15 protein-coding genes are annotated in these 20,275 nt (G+C 66.9%); 6 read left to right on the forward strand and 9 right to left on the reverse strand.

All coding sequences use genetic code 11. From position 1 onward, the window contains the following. Nucleotides 1–285: class I SAM-dependent methyltransferase (locus AAGA11_19010; protein ID MEM9604960.1), on the reverse strand; the 285-nt coding region annotated here is incomplete at its 3' end. A gap of 468 nt (nt 286–753) precedes the next feature. Here AAGA11_19010 and AAGA11_19015 point away from each other — a divergent pair. Continuing rightward, nucleotides 754–2,385, forward strand: a complete 1,632-nt coding sequence (locus tag AAGA11_19015) for an alkaline phosphatase family protein (GenBank protein MEM9604961.1) — start codon at nt 754–756, stop codon at nt 2,383–2,385. A 10-nt stretch (nt 2,386–2,395) separates the two neighbouring features. Here the strand turns inward: AAGA11_19015 and AAGA11_19020 are convergent, their stop codons facing one another. Further along, nucleotides 2,396–3,568 (reverse strand): MFS transporter, encoded by a 1,173-nt coding sequence (locus AAGA11_19020; protein ID MEM9604962.1) that lies wholly within the window; start codon nt 3,566–3,568, stop codon nt 2,396–2,398. 378 nt (nt 3,569–3,946) lie between these two features. Here AAGA11_19020 and AAGA11_19025 point away from each other — a divergent pair, with 378 nt between their 5' ends. After that, complete coding sequence (locus tag AAGA11_19025; GenBank protein MEM9604963.1) at nt 3,947–5,746, forward strand: BCCT family transporter; 1,800 nt, start codon at nt 3,947–3,949, stop codon at nt 5,744–5,746. A 313-nt stretch (nt 5,747–6,059) separates the two neighbouring features. Here AAGA11_19025 and AAGA11_19030 read toward each other — a convergent pair whose 3' ends face one another. Next, on the reverse strand, nt 6,060–8,555 hold the full coding sequence (locus AAGA11_19030; protein ID MEM9604964.1) for a CoA transferase: 2,496 nt from the start codon (nt 8,553–8,555) through the stop codon (nt 6,060–6,062). Nucleotides 8,556–8,589: 34 nt separating this feature from the next. After that, nucleotides 8,590–9,495: a LysR family transcriptional regulator gene (locus AAGA11_19035; GenBank protein MEM9604965.1), complete on the reverse strand. Its 906-nt coding sequence runs from the start codon at nt 9,493–9,495 to the stop codon at nt 8,590–8,592. A gap of 155 nt (nt 9,496–9,650) precedes the next feature. On the opposite strand from AAGA11_19035, the gene AAGA11_19040 reads away from it, so the two are divergent. Continuing rightward, nucleotides 9,651–10,418: a nuclear transport factor 2 family protein gene (locus AAGA11_19040; GenBank protein MEM9604966.1), complete on the forward strand. Its 768-nt coding sequence runs from the start codon at nt 9,651–9,653 to the stop codon at nt 10,416–10,418. Nucleotides 10,419–10,465: 47 nt separating this feature from the next. On the opposite strand, the gene AAGA11_19045 is transcribed toward AAGA11_19040, so the two are convergent. Together AAGA11_19045 and AAGA11_19050 are read right to left on the reverse strand one after the other, a co-directional pair. Beyond that, nucleotides 10,466–11,617 carry an acyl-CoA dehydrogenase family protein gene (locus tag AAGA11_19045; protein MEM9604967.1) on the reverse strand — a complete coding sequence of 384 codons (1,152 nt, stop codon included), beginning with the start codon at nt 11,615–11,617 and terminating at the stop codon, nt 10,466–10,468. A gap of 337 nt (nt 11,618–11,954) precedes the next feature. Beyond that, entirely contained in the window at nt 11,955–12,665 is a 711-nt protein-coding gene (locus AAGA11_19050; GenBank protein MEM9604968.1) for a glutathione S-transferase family protein, read from the reverse strand. Nucleotides 12,666–12,775: 110 nt separating this feature from the next. Here AAGA11_19050 and AAGA11_19055 point away from each other — a divergent pair, with 110 nt between their 5' ends. Next, entirely contained in the window at nt 12,776–14,101 is a 1,326-nt protein-coding gene (locus AAGA11_19055; protein ID MEM9604969.1) for an MATE family efflux transporter, read from the forward strand. Nucleotides 14,102–14,367: 266 nt separating this feature from the next. Then, nucleotides 14,368–14,856 carry a hypothetical protein gene (locus tag AAGA11_19060; protein MEM9604970.1) on the forward strand — a complete coding sequence of 163 codons (489 nt, stop codon included), beginning with the start codon at nt 14,368–14,370 and terminating at the stop codon, nt 14,854–14,856. Between the two features lie 29 nt (nt 14,857–14,885). Here the strand turns inward: AAGA11_19060 and AAGA11_19065 are convergent, their stop codons facing one another. From AAGA11_19065 to AAGA11_19075, 3 genes are read right to left on the reverse strand one after another with little or no spacing between them, the layout of a single operon-like run. After that, nucleotides 14,886–15,428 (reverse strand): sigma-70 family RNA polymerase sigma factor, encoded by a 543-nt coding sequence (locus AAGA11_19065; GenBank protein ID MEM9604971.1) that lies wholly within the window; start codon nt 15,426–15,428, stop codon nt 14,886–14,888. Between the two features lies 1 nt (nt 15,429). Continuing rightward, the gene (locus tag AAGA11_19070; protein ID MEM9604972.1) at nt 15,430–17,700 is read right to left on the reverse strand and encodes a DUF3604 domain-containing protein; all 2,271 of its coding nucleotides are present in this window, start codon (nt 17,698–17,700) and stop codon (nt 15,430–15,432) included. After that, entirely contained in the window at nt 17,697–18,599 is a 903-nt protein-coding gene (locus tag AAGA11_19075) for a TauD/TfdA family dioxygenase (protein MEM9604973.1), read from the reverse strand. The genes AAGA11_19070 and AAGA11_19075 overlap by 4 nt, the downstream gene beginning before the upstream one ends. Nucleotides 18,600–18,959: 360 nt before the next feature. Here AAGA11_19075 and AAGA11_19080 point away from each other — a divergent pair. Beyond that, the coding region (locus AAGA11_19080; GenBank protein MEM9604974.1) for a pseudoazurin at nt 18,960–20,275 on the forward strand (1,316 nt) is incomplete at its 3' end.

The raw sequence follows: 20,275 nt of genomic DNA on the forward strand, positions 1-20,275 counted from the left end.
ATGCTCAAGCATGGCTGGAGATATATCTGAACCAACTATGGACTGATATCCAAGAAGTTCGAGTATCCCACCTATGATGCCAGTCCCGCATGCTGCGTCGAAGAGAGGCTCACCATTAGGCTCTACGTGCCGAGCGATCACGGCACAACCAATACCTGGGACTCGATACCCGTTCCCGATGTTTTCAGCGTCGTACCCCGCAGCCCACCCATCGTACGCCGTTCGGGTCGCTTTGGAGTTCTCCGCGCCATAAACCTGATCAAGACTGTTCGAATCATCACTCACAAAAGTTCTCCTTCTCTTCTTCGCCAAAATTATCCAGAAATCGACTCAGGTGCTTGGCTGTTGGCTTGCACGGATTGCCACTAAGCGCAAATTTTCGATTGTCTTCTAACAGCTGTAACAACCACCGCACTGGTTATTACTATTTACTCAGATACTCGTTAAAACTGCTCAAGCGGATTTGCAGTGTACCAGATTAAGTAGCTGATATTACGAGAAAAAAATGCGGACGTTGTATCCATGGGTCGGTCATATTCAGATCACGCGGGACGTGCTGGAAGGTGATCGATTTGGGCCATTGCCCATGGCGTTAGCGGGTATACCAATTGGTTGTCGGTTCAGAGTCGTTCTGCCTCTGCGGTTGGGGTGAGGTGCGCGTGATCGCGAGCTTCACTCAACAGCGCCGAGTGTATTCGCGCGGTGAGAACTGGCAATCTAGTCCGGTCCCAACCATCGATTGACGAGGCCACCGTGGCGACCCGGGCGAAGAACGTGCTTTTTATCATGGCGGACCAGTTGCGCTGGGACTACCTGAGTTGTTACGGCGCCACGCACATCCACACGCCGAACCTGGATCGGCTTGCGGCGCGTGGGGTGCGGTTCGACCGGGCCTATGTGCAGTCGCCGATCTGCGGGCCGAGCCGGATGAGCTACTACACCGGCCGCTACGTGCGCAGCCACGGCTCGACCTGGAATGGCTTTCCGCTGCGGGTCGGCGAGCCGACGATGGGCGACCACCTGCGCGAGCTCGGCGTGGTCAGCACCCTCGTGGGCAAGACCCACATGACGCCGGACCGGGATGGCATGGCGCGGCTTGGCATCGAGCCTGAGAGTGTGATCGGCGCGCGGGTCGCCGAGTGCGGTTTTGAGGTGATGGTGCGCGACGACGGCACCAACCACTCCGACTACCCGGGCCGCTGCGCCGAGGACTACGACGCCTACCTCCGCAGCCACGGAATGGACGGTGATAACCCCTGGGAGGAATGGGCGAATTCGGCCGAGGGGCCGGACGGTGAATTGCTCTCGGGCTGGATGCTGGAGAACGCACCGTACCCGGCGCGTGTGCCGAAGGAACACTCGGAGACCGCCTGGCTGACGACGCGCGGCATCGAGTTCATCGAGGCGCAGGGCGACGCGCCGTGGCTCTGCCACCTCAGCTACATCAAACCGCACTGGCCCTACCTCGTGCCGGCGCCCTACAACGACATGTATTCGGCGGCGGACCTGCCGCCGGTCAACCGCACGCAGGCCGAACGCGAGACCGACCACCCCTTGATGCAGGCCTGGGTCAACATGCGGGTCAGCCACAGCTTCTCACGCGACGCGATCCGCGACACGGTGGCGCCCGTCTACATGGGACTCATCTCGGAGCTCGACGACCAGCTCGGTCGGCTGTTCGACTACCTCGAGGCGAGCGGCCGATTCGAGGACACGATGGTGGTCTTCTGCTCCGATCACGGCGACAACATGGGCGACCACTGGATGGGCGAGAAGGACCTCTTCCACGATTGCTCGGCGCGCGTGCCGATGATCATCTGCGACCCGCGGCCCGAGGCCGACGCGACGCGCGGCACCAGCACGGACCGCCTGGTCGAGGCCATCGACTTGCTGCCGACCTTCATCGATTTCTACGAGGGCACGCAGAAGCCGCACATCACCGAGGGCCGCTCGCTCGAGCCGCTGCTGCACGGCCGCGAGGTCGCCTGGCGGGACCACGTGATTTCGGAGTACGACTACGCCACGCGCGACGCGCGCCGGGCCGTCGGGGTCGACCAGAACGACGCGCGGCTCGCGATGGTGTTCGACGGGCGTTGGAAAGTCATATTCGTCGAGACCATGCGGCCGATCCTCTTCGACCTCGAGACCGACCCGGATGAGACCCACGACCTCGGCGCGGACCCGGCCTACGCTGACCAGATCGCGCGCTTGTCGGCGCTGCACTTCGACTGGGCGCGGCAACACCACAACCGCATCACGCGCAGCAGTGACATCATCGAGGCGATGACCGACGCACGCGAGCCGCCCGGCATCCTGATCGGCTACGCCAATCGGCAGGAGCTCGAGGACGACGGTTTGCCGTTCCCGGACCACGCCTCACAGTAGTTCGCGCGGTTCAACGCGGGCTGCGGTGCGCGCGCACATACAGCGCGCAGCCCACTGCGGCGAGGCCGGCGAGGCAGGGCAGCAGGGTGGCGTATCCGCCGATGCGCCAGACCAGCGCGCCGAGGAAGGGCGCGAGCGCCGAGCCCACGAGGTAGGGCAGCGCGAGGGCGCCGGACTTGGCGCCGAACTGCGCGCCGCCGAGGATGTCACGTGCCACCACCGGGCGCAGGATGCTGACGGTGCCGTAGGCGCCGCCGAACGCGAGGATTGCGAGTCCGAGCAGCACCGGCGCGCCGTTGCTCAATTGCAGCAGCACCACTGACAGGCCGATCGCGAGGCACGCGGTGACCGTGAGCGCGTGGTTCGACACGCGGTTGCCGATCGCAACCATCGCGAGCCGCCCGGCCACCTGCGACGGTCCGATGCACGCGGCCGCGAACACGGCGGCGTCGGCCGACCAGCCGCTCTCCGCGAGAATCGGCAGCAGGTGGTGGAGTGTTGCACCGTGCACCACCGCGAGCAGGCTGAACCCGGCCGCCAACAGCCAGAACGCGGGGCGCTGCAGAAACGGGCGGTCTGTTGTCGTCTCCGGTGGCGCCGCAGACCGCAGGGCGTGGCCGCCGGCCTCGACGCGGCGCGCCCCGGCCCAGAGCATCGGCGCCACCACGGTGATCACGCCGACGGCGAACACCACAGCCGTGGTGCGCCAGCCGTAGGCATTGGAAATCAGGTGGGCGAGCGGGAAGCTCAGCGTGCCGGCGAAACCCGCGAACAGGGTGATCACAACGATGCCGCGTTTGGCCTCGCTGCCGCGCGCGCGGGTCACGAGCGCGAAGCACGGCTCGTACAGGCAGCCCGAGAGGCTCAAGCCGATGACGAGCCAACACGCGTAGAAGGCCGAGAGCGTCGTCACCTGGGACAACACCAGCAGCCCGCAGCCGCCGAGCGCGGCCGAGCACGCCATGAGCTGCGGGCCCCTGCCGCGGTCGATCAGCCGGCCGCTGACCGGCGAGGCCACCCCGGAGGCGAGCACCGCAAGCGCGAGCGCGCCGGTCAGGTCAACCTTCGACCAGCCGAGGTCCGCCTCCCAGCGCAACAGCAGCGCCGGAAACACATAGTACAAACCCGCCCAGACCAGCGTTTCGCCCACGGCCAACAGCAGGATGCCGCGGTCTTTCAGCATGCGATGCCGTGTGTCGCAGCCGCCAGGGCGCGCGTGCTGTTGGGGTGCTGCAGCGGACATGCAAGCGCTTGCAAGTCGGTGCCCGTGACCGCAGCTGTGGTTTCCCGTGAAATCATGAACACCTTCATTGTCTGTGTTGCTACGGCTTGGCGCCTGTGCATGTTGCAGTGCAACCTGAAACGATCCAGGCTTGCATACTGCACCCTGGAGGTCACAAAACCCGCGTCATCGGCTGCCGGTGGCCGGTTGTGCAAACACCACGAAGTTGTCGCGAGGCGACCTGCCAGCGCACCAATTGCGGCCTCCGTCTGGATTCAGTTTGACTCCCCCGGTGGTGCCAACGAGGCTGTGCGGCCGATTATCAAGGAGTGACGGACCATGGCAATCAAGCCCCCGTTTACCGATTTGCAGATCGTGCGATCGACAACCGGGTTCTACCAGGGCCACTCGATCGAGATCGCCTTGTTGAGCAAGGCCATCATGATCGGCCTCGTGCTCTGGGCGCTGATCTCGCCGGGCAACGCCAACAGCGTGCTGGGCGCCCTGAACTGGAGTCTACTCGAAGGCTTCAACACCTTTTACATTCTCATCGTCGGCAGCTTCATCTTCTTTCTGGTGGTGCTGGCGGTGTTGCCGCAAACGGGCAAACGCCAGCTTGGCCCGCCGGGCGAGAAGCCCGAGTTCTCCGACTTCTCCTGGTTCTCGATGATGTTCGGCGCCGGCCTCGGTGTCGGTCTGATGGTGTTCGCCACTGCCGAGCCGCTTGGCCTCTGGGGCTCGAACCCGGTGGTGCTCTCCGGTGCCGTTGACGCCAACTCCGAGGCTGCGCTGGAGTCGGCCTACCGCTACACCTACCTGCACTACGGTTTCCACGCCTGGGCCATCTACGTGGTCACCGGCCTGTCGCTCGCCTACTACGCCTACACGCGCGACATGCCGCTGACCATCCGCTCGGCGCTGACGCCGCTGTTCGGCCGTTTCCTCAACGGCTTCCTCGGCCACATCGTCGACGTGCTCGGCGTGGTCGCGACCATCCTCGGCGTGTCGGTGACCATCGGCTACGGTGTCTCGCAGTTCATCGACGGCCTCTACGCCATCACCGGCATGGACTGGATCATGAACCTCAGCGGCGAGACCCCGGCGCCAAGCACGGTCGGCCTGCTTGCGGGCCTCTTCGTGATCATGGGCCTCTCGATCATCTCGGCGGTCTCGGGTGTCGGGCGCGGGGTCAAGTACCTCTCCAACCTGAACCTCGTGCTCTCCTTGATCCTGCTGATGACCTTCGTGGTGTTCGGCTCCTTTGTCTTCGCGATGAGCACCTACGTCACGGCCTTCATCGACTACATGGTCAACTTCTTCGGCCTGAGCTTCCTCGCCTACAGCCCGCAGTCGGCGACCGATTTTGCCAGCGCCTTGCCGGCCGACGCGGCACCCTACGCCGACGCCTTGCGCGGTGGTGCAACCAACGCCTGGGGCTCCTTTGACGGCTTCACCTCGGGGCTCGAAGGCGAGGCAGCAGCGCTCTCGGGTGACGCCCTGCAAGCCGCCTATGCCGCGGGCGAGCCGGGCCGGCAGTTCGGCTGGCAGGCCGGCTGGACCACCTTCTACTGGGCCTGGTGGATCGCGTTCTCGCCCTTCGTCGGCTTGTTCCTCGCGCGCATCTCCAAGGGCCGCACGGTGCGCGAGTTCATCGTCGGCTGCGTGTTCGCCCCGGCGCTGGTCTGCTTCGCCTGGATGACCATCCTCGGCGGCACCGCGATTGACCTCGAGCTGAACGGCGGCGCCGAAGGCGTGATCATCGGCGCGTCGAACACCGCAAAGCTCTTCGTCACCCTCGGGCAGATGCTCGACGGCGGCCTGCTGACCGGCATCTCCGTCATGTGCGTTGTGCTGATCCTGACCTTCCTCGTGACCTCGGCCGACTCGGGCATTCTCGTCATGAACACCATCATGTCGGGCGGTGACCAGGACGTCGGCAACAAGCACAAGGTGGTCTGGGGCGTGATCCTGACCGCGGTCATCGGCTCGTTGATCGTCGCCGCCGGCGAGACCAACCCGATGGACGCGCTGCGCAACGCCATGATCATCGGCGCGCTGCCGTTCACCATGGTGATGGGCCTGATGTGCCTCTCGCTCGCGAAGGCGCTCTACCGCGACGGGCTGCGTCGCCAGGGCTGAGGCCCGCCGCTGTACGCCCCCGCCACACGGGCGGGGGACTCATCTGCCGCCAGGCTGGCGGCGTTTGGGTGGTGCGCAGCACAGGCTGTCTCCGGCGAACGTGCTGAAGGGCGCCTTGTGCAAAGTGCCGAGCGTGTTCGTGGTGATCTCCGCGTGCACGACTGCCTGTGATGACGCCCATGCTCGCCGGCAGCCGTGACGTCCTCGAGCGACCTGCAGAGCGGCTGGCTGATGCGCCCCTTCGACACCGCACTCACGCCGCGCTGCGCGTACCTTCTGGTCGCCGAGGCGACCCCAGGCGGTTAGCCGCGTGTCACTCGGGCAGGTAGCGCGTTGACCAGCGCTCGGCCGCGTCACCGTTGTCGAGCATTGCGTAGATCTCGGTGTCATCGAACCCGATGCGTGCCAGCACGGCACGGGTGTGTTCGCCGTAGCGCGGCATGGGGCCGGGCACCGTGATGGTGGCGGTGCCCGGCCGCACCGCGTTCGGGGCGACCAGGTCCACCCAGCGACCCATCGGGTGCTGGTCGTGGCGGATCACGCGGAAGGTGTCGCGGCGGAGGTCGACATCGCCTGTGCTCTCGCACTGCACGCTGTCGTCGCGGGTGCGGTGCAGCGAGCCGAGTGGCACCACGCCGACGGACGTGCCCGCAAAAGCGGCCGTCCAGTGGGCGATCGGTTGGGTGGCGAAGCGCGCGGCGAGCGCGTCGGTCAGATCGGCCTCGGGCTGCCCGGCGAGGTCGGCCAGCGCCGGCACCGCCCGCAACGCATCGTGCCGTGCGGTGGGCGCGGCGAAGAACAGCCAGCTGTCGGCCGCCTCGTAGCAGTGGTAGAACGGGCCCCAGCCGTGCACGGTGCGGCCCGCGGGTTCGTTGAAGGGGCCGCGGTTGTCAAAGTCCACCATGAACTGCGCCTGGATCAGCTCGCCGGCGGCGGCGAGCGAGGCGCGCGCGATGCCGCCTTTGCCGGTGGTGCGCAGGCGCTCGCGGGCGGCGCCGAGCGCGACGCAGGCGCAGTAGCCGGTCAGCACATCGATGGTGCCGAAGTGTGCGTGTTCTTCGGGCGTGTCGGGGCCGCCGCCGAAGCGCGTCATGACGCCGGTGGCGGCCTGCGCGAGGTCGTCGTAGCCGAGGTGGTCGGACTTCGGCCCGCGCCGCGGCCCGCCGAAGGCGTCAAGTTGCACCAGGATCAGCCGCGGGTTGACCTCGGCGAGCCGCGCCTCGGTCAGGCCGAGCGCGTCGCGTTGCTGGTCGGTGCCGTTCATCGTCACCACGTCGACATCGCTGACCAGCCGCCAGAACGCCTCTCGACCGGCGTCGGTGCGGAGGTTGAGCAGGACGCTCTCCTTGCCGCGTTGCGCGTGCAGGCCGAAGACCACGGCGTTCCACGGGTCCACCGAGGGTGTCACCGGTTGCACCAGTGTGACCGTCGCGCCAAAGCGCACCAGCGTCGAGCCGATGGTCGGCCCGGCGATGACGTTGGTGAGGTCGAGCACGCGCAGGCCATCGAGCCAGCCGCCGCTCTGGTCGGTCGTGTCGTGGCTGTCATCGTCGCCATGGCGTGGCGGCTCGGCCAACAGCGCGTCGAGCGTGCCACGCAGGCTGTCGGGTACCGGGCCTGCTGTTTTCTCGGTGGCGTCGGTGTCGCCGACCAGCCAGGCGACGTTGCCGAGTTGCTGCATGCGGCCGTGCCGTGGGTCGTCCACCGACAGCACCAGCCCAGAGGCGGCCGCGTGCGGATCGTGCAGCCACTCGGCGGTGCTGCGTTGTGCGGTGGCCGGGGCCTTGGCCGCACCGAACAGGGCCTCCCATTCGGCACTCGGCCGCGTCAGGAAAGCCGCCTTCATCGCCGTGCTGAGGCGCGCGCGGTCGGCGTCGCCCACCGGGTAGTTGCGCAGCGACCAGCTGGCCGGCCAGTCGGCCTGGTCGAGGTAGGCGTCGAAGTCGGGCAAACCGTCGAGCAGCGCCTCGAGCCCGAGCGTCCGCAACACCCGCGCGGGGTGGGTCGCGATCGAGCCGGCCACCACGTAGAAGCCGCGGCCGTCGGCGCAGGTGTAGGTGCGGTAAAAGGGGTCGAGGAACTCCGAGAGCGCGTCGAAGCTGAGGTCGTTCGGCAGGCCGGCGGCAGCGCGCCGCTCGAGCTCGACCTCGCGCGGGGACTTGTAGCGGGCCGGGTAGTCTTCGATCTGCTCGCAGTTGTACACCAGCCCCTCGAGCAGCGCCGAAGCCAGCGGCACCTCGATATGCTCGCCGCCGAGTCGGTCACGGGCGCCGAGCGTAAACAACACCGCCATGGCGCCGAAGCTCGCGCCGTAGGCTGAAGCGAGGCCGAGCGGGGTGAACGACGGGTTGATGCCCATGAGGCGGCGGTTGAGGCCCATGTCGGTGAACTGCCCGGTGCGCGCGGCGATCACCGCTTCCCAGGCGGCGAGGTCGCGGTGGACCGGGTCGGCGGATGCGAAACCCGGCAGCGACAGCGACACGATGCGCGGGTTGTGTCGCCGGAGCGCGGCCGGGTCGAGCCCGAGCCGCGCCATGACCCCCGGGCGGAAGTTGTCGATGACGACGTCCGCGCGCTCAACCAGCGCCAGCGCAGTGGCGCGGTCGGGGTCGGACTTGAGATCGAGTGTGAGCGCACGCTTGCCGCGCGCCAGCATGTCAGCCGCCGGGTCGCGCCAGCGCGGGCCGCCGGGCGGGTCGATGCGGATCACCTCTGCACCGAGGTCGGCGAGCATCATGCCGACCAGCGGGCCGGCGAGGTAGTGGCCTAAGTCGAGTACGCGGACGTGCGAGAGCGGTCTCTGGGTCATGGCGCGTCGTGCTCGATGGGCAACCGCGGTGCGTTCAGGGGTCGGAGGGTGTGCCGGTCACGCACTCGGACTCGGCGAGGTGGCGCACGAAACTCAGCGTGAGGTTCTCGCGGCGCGATTGGTTCGGCCACACGGCGTGCAGGCCGAGCGGTTTCAGCGTCCAGTTGGGCAGCAGCTGCACCAGTTCACCGCGGTCGAGCCCGCGTTGGGCGAGGCTTTCGGGAATCGCGGTGACGCCGCGGCCGCGGGTGGCGAATTCGTACAGGGCATCGGCCGAATTGACGGTGAGGGTCGACTGCCCCTTGACCGTCTCAACTGTACCGCCGGCCGCCGTGAGCGGGGTCTGGTCGGCGCGCATCGAGAAGCGCACCCAGTCCCAGTCCTCGAGGTCGCGCGGGTGGCTCGGCACCGTGCGCGCGGCGACGTAGCCCGGGCTGGCAACCAGCACGCGCTCGACGTGCCCGAGGTTGCGCGCGAGCAGGTCGCTGTCCTCGAGCCACCCGGCGCGGATCGCGACGTCGAATCCGTCGCGGATCAGGTCGCGCGGGTGGTCGGTGAAATCGAACTGCAGCGACACGCGCGGGTGCGCGTCGGTGAACGCGGCGAAGGCGTCCATCAGGCCGGTTTGGGTCACGAACGCCGGTGCGGTGACGCGCAGCTCACCGGTGGGCTCTGACGACGCCGGGTTGATCGCGTCCAGGCCGCTCTCGGCGGCGCGCATCATCTCCTGCGCCTTGCCGTGCAGTGTCCGCCCTTCGTGCGTCAGCGACAGCTGTCGGGTCGAGCGGTAGAGGAGCGTCACGCCGAGGTATTTCTCGAGATCGGACACGGTCTCGCTGACCCGCGACGGCGCAAGCCCGAGGTGCTTTGCTGCGGCCTTGAACGTGCCCTGGTCGACCACGGTGGCAAAGACGGCAATGCTGCGGAGTTTGTCGATCATTGTTCGTGGCAGCCGAATGCTGTGGTCCGGTTTGACGCCCTTATGGTGACCGATTGCAACGCCTATTGTGAAGCAATCAACACGCGTACAGACGACCGTGCGACGCCCGGCGCGCGCACTGCGTCTTCGAGCACAGCACACACGGAGAACACGCCATGGGCCAGGGCCTCGACAACGTCCACAAGCTCTACCTCGAGGGCATCGCCGGCGGCCGCGCGCGCGACGCCGTGACGCGCTACACCGGGCACCGCTACACGCAACACTCCACCGGCGTCGCCGACGGGGTCGAGGGCTTTCTCGCCTTTTTCGAGCCCTTCGTCGAACGCAACCCGAAGCGCGACATCGAGATCGTGCGCAGCTTCGAGGACGGCCCCTGGGTGTTCTGCCACGCCTTCCAGTCGTTGAACGACGGCGCGGCCGAGTGGGTGACCACCGACCTTTTCTTCACCGACGCCGACGGGTTGATCCTCGAGCATTGGGACACGATTGCCCCCTACGTGGCCGACGCGGCCTCGGGGGAAGACCCGGTGCGTGGCACCCCGGTGGTCGACGCCACGGCGGACACCGAAGCCAACAAGGCCCTGGTGCGCGAGTACACCAAACAGGTGTTGCAGGCGCGTGGCCACGACAAGCTCGACCGCTTTGTCGACCGGGCGCTGGTGCAGCGGGCCCCGGGTGTCGGTGCTGGCCGGGACGGCCTTGCCACCTGGCTGGCGTCCGACGCGGCCGGCGACTACGAGATGCTGTTCCAGCTGATCGGCCAGGGCGACTTCGTCATGACCTACGGCAAGCGTCACGCCAGCGGCGCCGACATCGCGGTGTTCAACGTCTACCGCGTCGCCGGTGGGCGTATCGTCGAGCACTGGATGAACGAGGAGACCATCGGCCCGCGCGCGGCCTGGGGCAACAGCGGCAAGTTCTAGGCAACGGTATCAATACAGGCCCGGCACGAGCCTGACTGGCTCCAGCCTCAATAGGATCGCGGCATGCCGAGCACGTGCTCGGACAGGTAGGAGAGGATCAGGTTGGTCGAGATTGGCGCCACCTGGTACAGCCGCGTCTCGCGGAACTTGCGTTCGACATCGTATTCCTCGGCAAAGCCGAAGCCGCCGTGGGTCTGCATACAGACGTTTGCTGCTTCGAAGGACGCGTCGGCCCCGAGCAGCTTGGCGAGGTTTGCCTCTTCGCCCGGGTTCTCGCCCGCCTCGTAGCGCCGGAGGGCCTCGTGCACCATGAGCTCTGCCGCGCGCATCTTGGCGTAGGCGCTCGCGATCGGAAACTGGATGCCCTGGTTTTCACTGATGGCGCGGCCGAACACGGTGCGCCCGTTGGCGTAGCTGACCGAGGTGTTGGCAAACCACTTGGCGTCGCCGATGCACTCGGCGGCGATCAGGATGCGCTCGGCGTTCATGCCTGAGAGGATGTATCGGAATCCCTTGCCTTCTTCGCCGATCAGGTTGGCCGCCGGCACGCGCACCTGATCGAAGAACACCTCGGTGGTGGCGTGGTTCATCATCGTGCGGATTGGCCGGATGCTCAGGCCGTTGCCGCGCGCTTCGCGCATGTCGACGAGGATCACCGAGAGGCCGTGGGTCTTTTTCATGCCCTCGGTGAGCGGCGTGGTGCGCGCGAGCAGCAACATCAGGTCGGAGTGTTCGGCCCGGCTGGTCCAGATCTTCTGGCCCGAGACGACAAAATCGTCGCCGTCGCGCACCGCGGTGGTCTTCAACGCGCCGGTGTCGGTGCCACTTGACGGTTCGGTGACGCCGAAAGCCTGCAGGCGCAGTTCCCCGGACGCGATCTTTGGCAGGTACTGTTGCTTCTGGGTATCCGAGCCGTGTCGGAGCAGCGTGCCCATGGTGTACATCTGCGCGTGGCAGGCGCCTGCATTGCAACCCTGGGCGTGAATCTCCTCGAGCACCGCGGCCGCGGCCGACAGCGGCAGGCCCGCACCGCCGTAGGCCTCCGGAATGAGGATCGAGAGCCACCCGGCTTCGGTCAACTCGGTGACGAAGTCGGTCGGGTAGGCCGACTCGCGGTCGAGCGCGCGCCAGTAGGCGCCGGGGTACTTGGCGCAGAGTTTGGCGACGGCGTCGCGCAGGTCAGCGTAGTCGGTGTGCATGCGGCCTCCTCCTCAGGGCCTGCACTCTACACGTGCGCGCCGCGGCGATCACGGCGCGGATCGCGGTGCGGCTTGGCATTCGCGACAGTGAACAGGTGTGCAGTGTCGGCGCCTGGAGGACGCGACGCGATGGAAACCGCCGCCGACCCGACGCAGGCGTGGCCACACACGCTCTACCGCACGCTGAAGCACCACCGTGTGCAGCAGGTGGCGTACGTACCCGGTGCCGGCCACAGCACCCGGACCGCGCTCGCTGCCCCCGTGCGATGCCACCTTCATCAAGAACCGCTTTCGCGCAGGTCTGGGTCTGGTGCCCAACTGTGGACGCCTTGTCGTTTCAGCCGCAACACACGCTGGTTGGCTGTGCGGGCCGCGGGGCACAGGCTTCGGTTGGGTCCGCACCGCGGCCGAGGTAGGTGCGCTCGGACAGGTAGAAGCCGTCGAAGTCCGCGTTAAAGTCGGCTGACACCGAGGCCTCGAACAGGCCGGTGTCGGCGAGTGCGTGTTGCCAGGCCTTGACCTTCGGGTGGCCTTGCAGCAGGTCGTGCCCGCTGTGCGCCTCGACCCGTGCAGCGCGGTGCAGGAGCGGCAACCAGGCGATGTCGACGTTGCCCAGGGTGTTGCCGCGAAAATACGGGCCGTCGCCGATCGCGGCTTCGGCGCGGTCGAAAGCCGCGTGCAGCGGGGCTTCGCGCTCGGTCAGCACGGCGCGGTCGGCGCTCTGCATGGCGCTGCACTGCGGCAGGTAGTGCTTGCTGGCCTGCGTGCTCCAGGCACGGTCCTGCGCGCGTTGCACCGGTGAGAGGCCGGCGACCAGCGGCGGTGCGATCTCGTCGAGGTACTCGACGATCGCATCGGACTCGAACAGCGCCTCGCCCGCCTCGGTGACCAGCAGCGGCACCTGGCCCGTCGGTGACAGTTCAGAGAACCAGGGTGGCGGGTCGCTCAGGTTGATGTAGCTGACCGTGTAGGCGAGGCCCTTGGCCTCGAGCAGGGCGGTCACGCGTTGCACGAAAGGGCAGATACTGAAACTGACGATGGTGATCACGGGGTGTGTCGGTTTTTTCAAGGGTTCCCCAGTGAGACGAACGGCGTTCGAAAAAGACGACCCGATCGCGACTAGGCTTAGGCGGTGATAACCGACGCAACCCACACCCGATGACCGACACCGCCCAGGACCGGCCACTGACCGAAGGTTCCGTGGTGCACCACCTCATTCGCCTCGCGATTCCGGCGGCGATGGGCATGGTCTTCAACACTCTCTACAACCTGACCGACTTCTGGTTCGCCGGCATGCTCTCGGACGCAGCCCTGGCCGGTGTCTCGATCGCGGGCAGCGTGTTCTTCCTGATCATCGGCATCGGCGCGGGCATGCAGTCCGGCACCACCGCGATGATCGCGAGCGAAGTCGGCGCCGGGCGCGAAGGTGGCGTTCGAACCTGGCTGAACCAGGCGCTGGGGGTGGGCTGCGTCGTCGCGTTGGTGAGCCTCGCGGTGGGGTTCTGGGTGGCCGAGGACCTGATCCGCTTTCTCGGCGCCGAGCCCGACGTCGAGCCGTCGGCGCAGACTTACGCGTACATCGTGCTCGCGGGCAACGTCACCTTCGTGCTGGCGGCGGTCGCGACCGGCGCGCTGGTCGCGCTCGGTGACACCAAGTCGGCGCGCAACGCCCTGGCGATCGGCTTCTTCGCCAACTTCGCGCTCAACCCCTTGCTGACCTTCGGCCTTGGCCTCGGGGTCACCGGTCTTGCGTTGTCGACGGTGCTGATCAAACTCATCAGCGCCGTCTACCTCGTCGCCGTGTTGCGGCGTCGGCTTGACTACACACCGCGCCCCGTCTTCGATCTCGCGCGTTGGCGCGAACTGCTGTACCAGGTGCTGCCGGCGAGCTTCAACATGCTCATGATCATCCTCGGCGGCTTCATCACCGTGTCCTTTGTCGGGCGCTTCGGCAGTGACCATGTCGCAGGCTACGCGGTGGGACTGCGGCTTGAACAGGTGCTGCTGTTGCCCGCGCTCGGTCTCAACAGCGCGGTCATGGCGCTGGTCGGGCAGAACTTCGGCGCCGGCCAGGTCGACCGCGTGATCGACACTTACAAGAAAGCGCTGCTGATCGGCGTTGCTATTGCGCTGGTCTCGGTGCCGGTCATGGTGTTTTTGTCGCCGCTGCTGGTGAGTGTCTTCTCGAGCAACGCCGACGTCATCGCAACCGGCAGCACCTACCTCCGCATCGACGCGCTCGCGTTCTTCTCCTACGTGGTGCTGTTCGTCAGCGTCGCGAGTTTGCAGGCGGTCAAGCAGCCGCTCTTTCCGATGGTGCTCGGCATTGCCCGTCAACTCGTGCTGCCGGCGTCGATCAACTACGTGCTGATCGTGCACGCCGGTTTGCCGATGGTGTCGCTCTTCATCACCATCGTGTCGGTCGTGGTGATCAGTTCGATTGTCACAAACTGGTACACGCTGCGGCAGTTGAGAGCGTTGTAAGCCAAGGCGCGAGTGGGTTGTGCTGGTGAACAGGGCAGCGGCAGCCGGTTCACGGCTTGCGCACGGTGTGTGTTGCAGCGCGTTGACGCCCACTGCGGTCGGTGTGAACAGCCAAGGACACCGTGTGTACGCCGTCCAGGTTGGGTCGCTCTGTGAGCCCGGCAAGGTTGGATTCAGTGGCCCGGGCGCGTCCCCGTGTTGTAGTGTTGTGCCAAGGGTGGGTGAGCCGGTTCAGGCTGTTTCCGCCCGCGTCAGGAGCGACTGCGATGAACCGACTGCGAACACCGGTGACACGGGTGGTGGCCCCCGCGCTCGTCGCCGTGGCACTGCTGACGGGTCTGTCGCCGCACGCGCTGCGCGCGTCGGACGCGGCCACCAACTGCGATCGCCATATTCTCGACGAGATCCGGGACCACCTCGAGAGTGGCCTCATGGCACTCGAACGCAACCGGCCCTTCTACAGCGGCAGCGTTGATCTCGACGCCTACGCTGGCAGCCGGGCCACCCTGCAGGGGCTGTACACCGATCTGACAGCCTGCGACTTTCCAGTCGAAGGCACGTTCAGCACAGCGCCTATCGGCAACAGCCTGTACGTCGAATCGCACATCGTTGCCATCCTGCGCAGGCTCGAAAACGCGACCGCGGCAGGCACCCCCGAACCCGACGTGGAGTCGGCGGTGTTCAGCGCGCGTGTCCTCGCGACCCGTCTGTTGGCGTACCTGGACGAGCAACGGTCGGTAGCGCCTGGCGGGTAGGGGTACGCGCTCGACAGGGCGACCTGCGTTCAACAGCTGCGGCAACGCCCTTCGCGTTGCACGTAGTCGATCACCGGGCCGTCCGGTGCGCGGGCAACGGCGCAACATTGGTCGAACAGTGTGCGCAACTGCGCGCGCGCAGACTGGACACGCGACTTGAGCGTCGAGTAGCTGAGCCCCCTTTCCGCTGCGACGGCCTTTTGCGAACGGCCATCGAGCTCAACGTCGCGCAGCAGGGCGCCCGCGTCGGCGGGCAGGGCCTGGATGAACGCATCGAGACAGGGCGCAAAGGCGTGTTGCCGGTGCTCGGGTGCTTCGCTGTACCAAAGGTCGTTGGCGTCGAGCGTCGCCTCGCGTTGGCGTTTGCGGTGGTGGTCGACCAGCGCGTTGTGCGCCACCTGAAACAGCCACGCCTTGAGCTTGGCGTCGGACTGCAGCGTGTGGCCCTGCTGCAGGGTCTTGGTCAGGACGTCCTGCACCAGGTCGTCGGCGTCGTCGGGGTTCCGTAGGCGGGACACCAGAAACGCGTGCAGGGCACTGCGGTAGTTGGCGACCACGGCGTCGATGTCCACGTCAACGTGTCACGTAGATCGGGCTGGACCAACCGACAAAACCGTCCTCGGTGCTCACACGCACCCAGATGGGATTGTCGCGTCCGGGCAGAAGCGCGATGGGCAGACGCTCAGTGAGATGGCATGCGTCCATCTGCTCGGGCAGCCGGCACACCCGAATGCGCCGCTCGAGTCCACCGGCCTCGAACACGGTGTCGTCGTCGCCGATGTCCGCGAGCCCGCAACGGCCGTTGACGAGGTCGGTGTCGATCTCGAGTTGGCCATGGGTGTTGTCCAGCCAGAGGTCGCAGCCGCCGAAGTTGCCGGTGGTGACGGCGTCGAAGCGCACGGTGTGGTCGTCCTCGAGGGCGATTGTGCGCTCGAGGTTCCAGTGGTTGATCGGCCGGATGGCGGTGATACGGGTGCCGCTGCAGCGGAGGGTGCCCTGCCAGTGTGTGGTCCGCCCGCGGCCTCGGTATTCGGCGCCCTCCCAGACCACCCGCACGCGGCGGGCGTCACCGGCGCGGTAGGGGCGCAGGGTCGTTACCGTATCGCGGCCATTCAACACGTCGACGCGCAGAATGGGCGCGTGGGTGTCGACGGCCACCGTGAGCTCAAGCCCGTCCCCGTCGAGCCGCACGATGTCGCCCATCTGCGCGGTGTCACTGGGAACCGCAGGCCGCGCCTCGATGCGTGGGTCGACCGGGTACACAGCGCCGCTTGCCCCGAGGTGAGCTGTGACCTCGAGGTGCATGCGGCAGCCGGTGGTGCCGTAGTGCCGCCGGGTGCGCATCGCCTGGAAGATCGAAGCGCGCGAGAGGCCGTCGGCGATGAAGCAGGTGAGGCCGCTGTAGGCGCCGAACTCGGAGGCGCCGGGGTAGCAGGCGCCGGGCGCGCCCTTGTGGCCATCGCTGTTGCAGACCACGCCAACGCGGTAGCCGAGGTCGAAGGCGTCGGTCAGGATCCACTCGAAGGTGCCCCAGTCCGAATGCACTTCGACCGCGGTGCGCAGCCGCGCGTGCTCGGCGGTGCCGATGTCGGCCGGACGGCCACCGACGTGGGCGTAGAGCACACAGTCCTCGTGTTGCAGCGCATCGAACAGCGCGGGCAGGGTGTGGGCGTCGGCGCCGAGGTCGCTACGGTCGGTCAGGAGCGCGTGCGACGAACGCCGGATCGGTCGCCCCTCGTTGGCGAAAAACACGTTGTGGTCGCCGCCCACCGGCGTGTTGCCGGACCACTCGTAGCCCGGGAACACCACGAACTGCCCGTCGGTGTTCAGCTCGGCGCTGACCGCGTTGATCTCGTCCCAGAACGCGTTGGTGATCTGGAAGTCGTTGGCCTGGTGTGAGGTCACGTCGAGGAAGGCGGTGTCGCGCGCAAACTGCAAATAGTCGCGCACCGAGTCGATGCCAACGGTCTCGCCGCTCTGGCCGTGCAGGTCTCCCCAGTAGTGTGCCGGGCCCTGCGCTGTGACCACCAGCGGGTTCGAAACGGCTGTGAGGCCGGTCTCGGGGTCGGTGAGGGTGAACCGGTAGGTGCCGGGCGCGGTGACCTGCAGGCCGTCGACGCGTGTGGCGCGCGCGCCCGGGGCGCAGGCGACACTGTCGGGCAGGCCAGCGACCGCGCCGTCGGCACGGAGCGTGACGGTGGCAGGCGTCTGCGCGGTGGCGTTGCCCCAGGCGTCCTCACCGCGAATGCCCAGGCTGAACACCTCACCGGCGCGACGTCGCGTCGGGGCCGTCACAACCCATTTGACGAGCGGGCCCGCGGTGATCGCGACGGTGTGCTCGGCGACCGGCAGAAAGACGCCCGTCGCACACACGTCGGCCAGCACCCGAAACGCGTAGGCGGCTTCGCAGAAGGTTTGCAGGCGGTAGCCGGGCGACCCCTGCGCGGTGTCGCCGTAGACCACCGTGATGGTGTCGCCTGGTCGCATGTAGCCGCGCTTGACCGTGATCCGCAGGCCGTTGAACCAGGGGCGGCGGTGCGGGTAGGGCTCGGCGTGGAGTTCGAGCTGTACCCCGTTCGAGGCCGTGGCTGTCACGTAGTTGAGTGCGCTCGCGTCGTCGAACTGCACCCGGCCACCGTCGTCGGTCCAGCGATGGACGACTTTGATCGCACCGGTGTCGTCCAGCCCGAACTCGCCCACCGTGTAGACCAGCGTGAAGGTCTGCAGCGAGCGCACGGGGAACGCGCCCGTGGGCGAGAACGCCGTGGTGCCGTAGTTGGCGTTTTCGGGTCCGGGCTTGGCGGCGGGCCAGATGTCGCCCATGAGGTGGTCGGGGATGGTCATACGCGCACGGCCTCCAACCCGTCTTCGTCGCGCGCCGAAACGCAGATCGACGCCAGTGTCCGCGCCTGATCGAAGGGCCAGGGCATGCCGCGGTGCAGTGTGGCGCGCTCGTCCCAGATCAGTACGTCGCCAACCTGCCAATGGTGGGCGTAGACTGCCTCGTCGACCGTGAGCGTCTCGACAATCGACTCGATCAGCGCGAGGGCCTCGGCGTCGTCCCGGCCGTCGATGGCGCAGGCGTGCGAGGCGATGTACGCCGCGTCCTGGCCGGTGACAGGGTTGCGCCAGTGGCCACGCCAGACCTGGTCGGGCCACTTGACGATGTGCTCTGCGGAGGCGAGGTCCGAGTCGATCTTGGCACGCGAGTGCGCGTAGCGATGGCGTATGCCGTGTTGCAGAGCAGACCGCTGTACCGGGCTCAGTCGGGCGAGCCCTGCGCGGGTCGAGACGAGCTCGGTGGTGCCGCCCTCGGACGGCACCACCCGGGCGGTGATGATGTTGGCGAGCGCGGGCACGGGCAGGAAGGTGGAGTCGGTGTGCCAGAGCATGTTGGCGCGGAGGTCTTTCACGCGCTGGGCATCGGGAGCCATCACCGAGCCGTCCGGCAGGACGTTCGACACCCGTGCCACGTGCTCGGGCAGCGCGGTGCGGTTTTCGATCGGCCCGAACAGCCGCCCGAATCGCAAGATGTCGTCGTCGGTCCAGTGTTGCCCGCGAAACAGCAACAGCGAGTGTGCCTCGAAGGCGGCACGGACCGCGGGGTACAGGTGGTTGGGTGTTGCGTCGGTCAGATCGACGCCGTGAACCTCGACCCCGAACTCGGCGTGCAGCGGGGTGGTGTGCAATGTGACATCGATGGCAGCGATCCTGCGGTTGAGGCGAGACTGACCGTCTGTCACTGTCGGTCTGTGACCGTTCGCGCCAGCGTGGTCGGCTCCACCGACCAAACGGCCGCGTGGAAATCCGACGCTCAGTGACAGGTTGCGAGATAGTGCACGAATCGGCACAAAAAAACCGCGCTCCGTGGCCGAATTCGGGCGGTTTGAGAGCGGAAATTGCAGACGGTGCCTTGACGCGCTCGGTGGCCCTTTGGCTCGCACTGCCACTGGGGGCCAGCGTACACATTTGATGCTAGCATTACGCTTTTTTGCGCCGGGCCACCGTACAAAACGCTGGACGCGATCGCCACGGGTCGCTGGGTCCAGGGGCGGGGTGTTCCTTGTTTGTGCAAACCCAATCCAGTTGTGGAACCCGTACCGATGAGTGTGAATGAAGAGCAATCTGATGCCCACGTAATCAAGATGATGGGCATCGTGATGGGGGCGTTGGTAGCGCTCTTTGTTTTCATCTTGATCAGCGCCCAGATCCTGGGCGGCATGGTCGATAAATCCGACGACAGCTACCTGCTGGCGGCCATGGAAGACCGGATCGCACCGGTCGGTCAGCTGCAAACGACGCTGCCGGACCCGTCTCTGGTCGCCATGGCATCAGCAGACCCCGAGCCCGCCATCGTCATTCCCGAGCCGGCACCCGGGCGCACCACACACACGGTGAAGATGCTCAACTCTGGCGCGGACGGGCAGATGGTGTTCGAGCCTGCCTACCTGCAGGCACAACCGGGCGACGTCGTGGTTTTTGAAGCGGCTGACGTGTCGCACAACTCCCGCTCCGTGCTGGTGCCCGACGGCGCCGCCGACTGGTCGGGCGGCATGAGCGAGACGGTGGCGGTGCGACTGGAGGATGAAGGCGTCTACATTTACGTCTGTGACCCGCACCTCGCGATGGCGATGGTCGGTGTGATTCAGGTCGGTGCGCCGTCGAACCTCGACGCAGCGCTCGCCAAAGCCGAGGAGATGGAAGGCGGCTTTGCCATGGAGCAGGGACGTCTGCTCGGGTACATGGACCAGGTCGACCCGAACCTGCAGACGGTCGCACTCGCCGCGGCCGACACCGCAGCGGACGAGAGCGAATCGACTTCGGCTGCCGCAGCACCGGCTGCCGCAGCGGGTCCGACTGTTCACCGCGTGAAGATGCTGAACGCCGGCGCCGACGGCGCGATGGTCTTCGAGCCGGCATTTGTGCAGGCGGCGGTGGGTGACACGGTGATCTTCGAGCCGACCGACGCGGCGCACAACGCGCGCTCGGTGCTGGTACCGGACGGTGCAACAGAATGGAACGGTGCGCTCAGTGAGGAGATCACGGTCACGCTTGACGCTGAGGGTGTGTACATCTACCTGTGTGATCCGCACGCTGTCATGGCGATGGCGGGTGTGATCCAGGTCGGCGCGGCGACCAACATGGACGCAGCACGCGCCAAGGCGGCGGAGCTGGAAGGCACGTTTCTGATGGCACAGGGCCGGTTGAACGGCTACCTCGATCTCGTCGACACCTCGCTCGAATCGGGTGCCGATACAGCCTCGGCTGAGTCCGATGCCGGCGACGCCAGCGCGGACGCGGCGGCTGCCGAGAGCCCGGCGGCGGAGCCCGTCGTGCACCGGGTGAAGATGCTGAACGCCGGTGCCGACGGCGCGATGGTCTTTGAGCCGGCATTTGTGCAGGCGGCGGTGGGTGACAC

The sequence above is a fragment of the Pseudomonadota bacterium genome (genome assembly GCA_039196715.1).
Lineage (GTDB): Bacteria > Pseudomonadota > Gammaproteobacteria > CALCKW01 > CALCKW01 > CALCKW01.

What these genes read in the sequence shown, in the direction of transcription:
- AAGA11_19045 (MEM9604967.1), bottom strand. Translation starts at nt 11,617, where the DNA reads ATGCACACCGACTACGCTGACCTGCGCGACGCCGTCGCCAAACTCTGC.
- AAGA11_19030 (MEM9604964.1), bottom strand. Translation starts at nt 8,555, where the DNA reads ATGACCCAGAGACCGCTCTCGCACGTCCGCGTACTCGACTTAGGCCAC.
- AAGA11_19025 (MEM9604963.1), top strand. Translation starts at nt 3,947, where the DNA reads ATGGCAATCAAGCCCCCGTTTACCGATTTGCAGATCGTGCGATCGACA.
- AAGA11_19020 (MEM9604962.1), bottom strand. Translation starts at nt 3,568, where the DNA reads ATGCTGAAAGACCGCGGCATCCTGCTGTTGGCCGTGGGCGAAACGCTG.
- AAGA11_19055 (MEM9604969.1), top strand. Translation starts at nt 12,776, where the DNA reads ATGACCGACACCGCCCAGGACCGGCCACTGACCGAAGGTTCCGTGGTG.
- AAGA11_19040 (MEM9604966.1), top strand. Translation starts at nt 9,651, where the DNA reads ATGGGCCAGGGCCTCGACAACGTCCACAAGCTCTACCTCGAGGGCATC.
- AAGA11_19035 (MEM9604965.1), bottom strand. Translation starts at nt 9,495, where the DNA reads ATGATCGACAAACTCCGCAGCATTGCCGTCTTTGCCACCGTGGTCGAC.
- AAGA11_19070 (MEM9604972.1), bottom strand. Translation starts at nt 17,700, where the DNA reads ATGACCATCCCCGACCACCTCATGGGCGACATCTGGCCCGCCGCCAAG.
- AAGA11_19060 (MEM9604970.1), top strand. Translation starts at nt 14,368, where the DNA reads ATGAACCGACTGCGAACACCGGTGACACGGGTGGTGGCCCCCGCGCTC.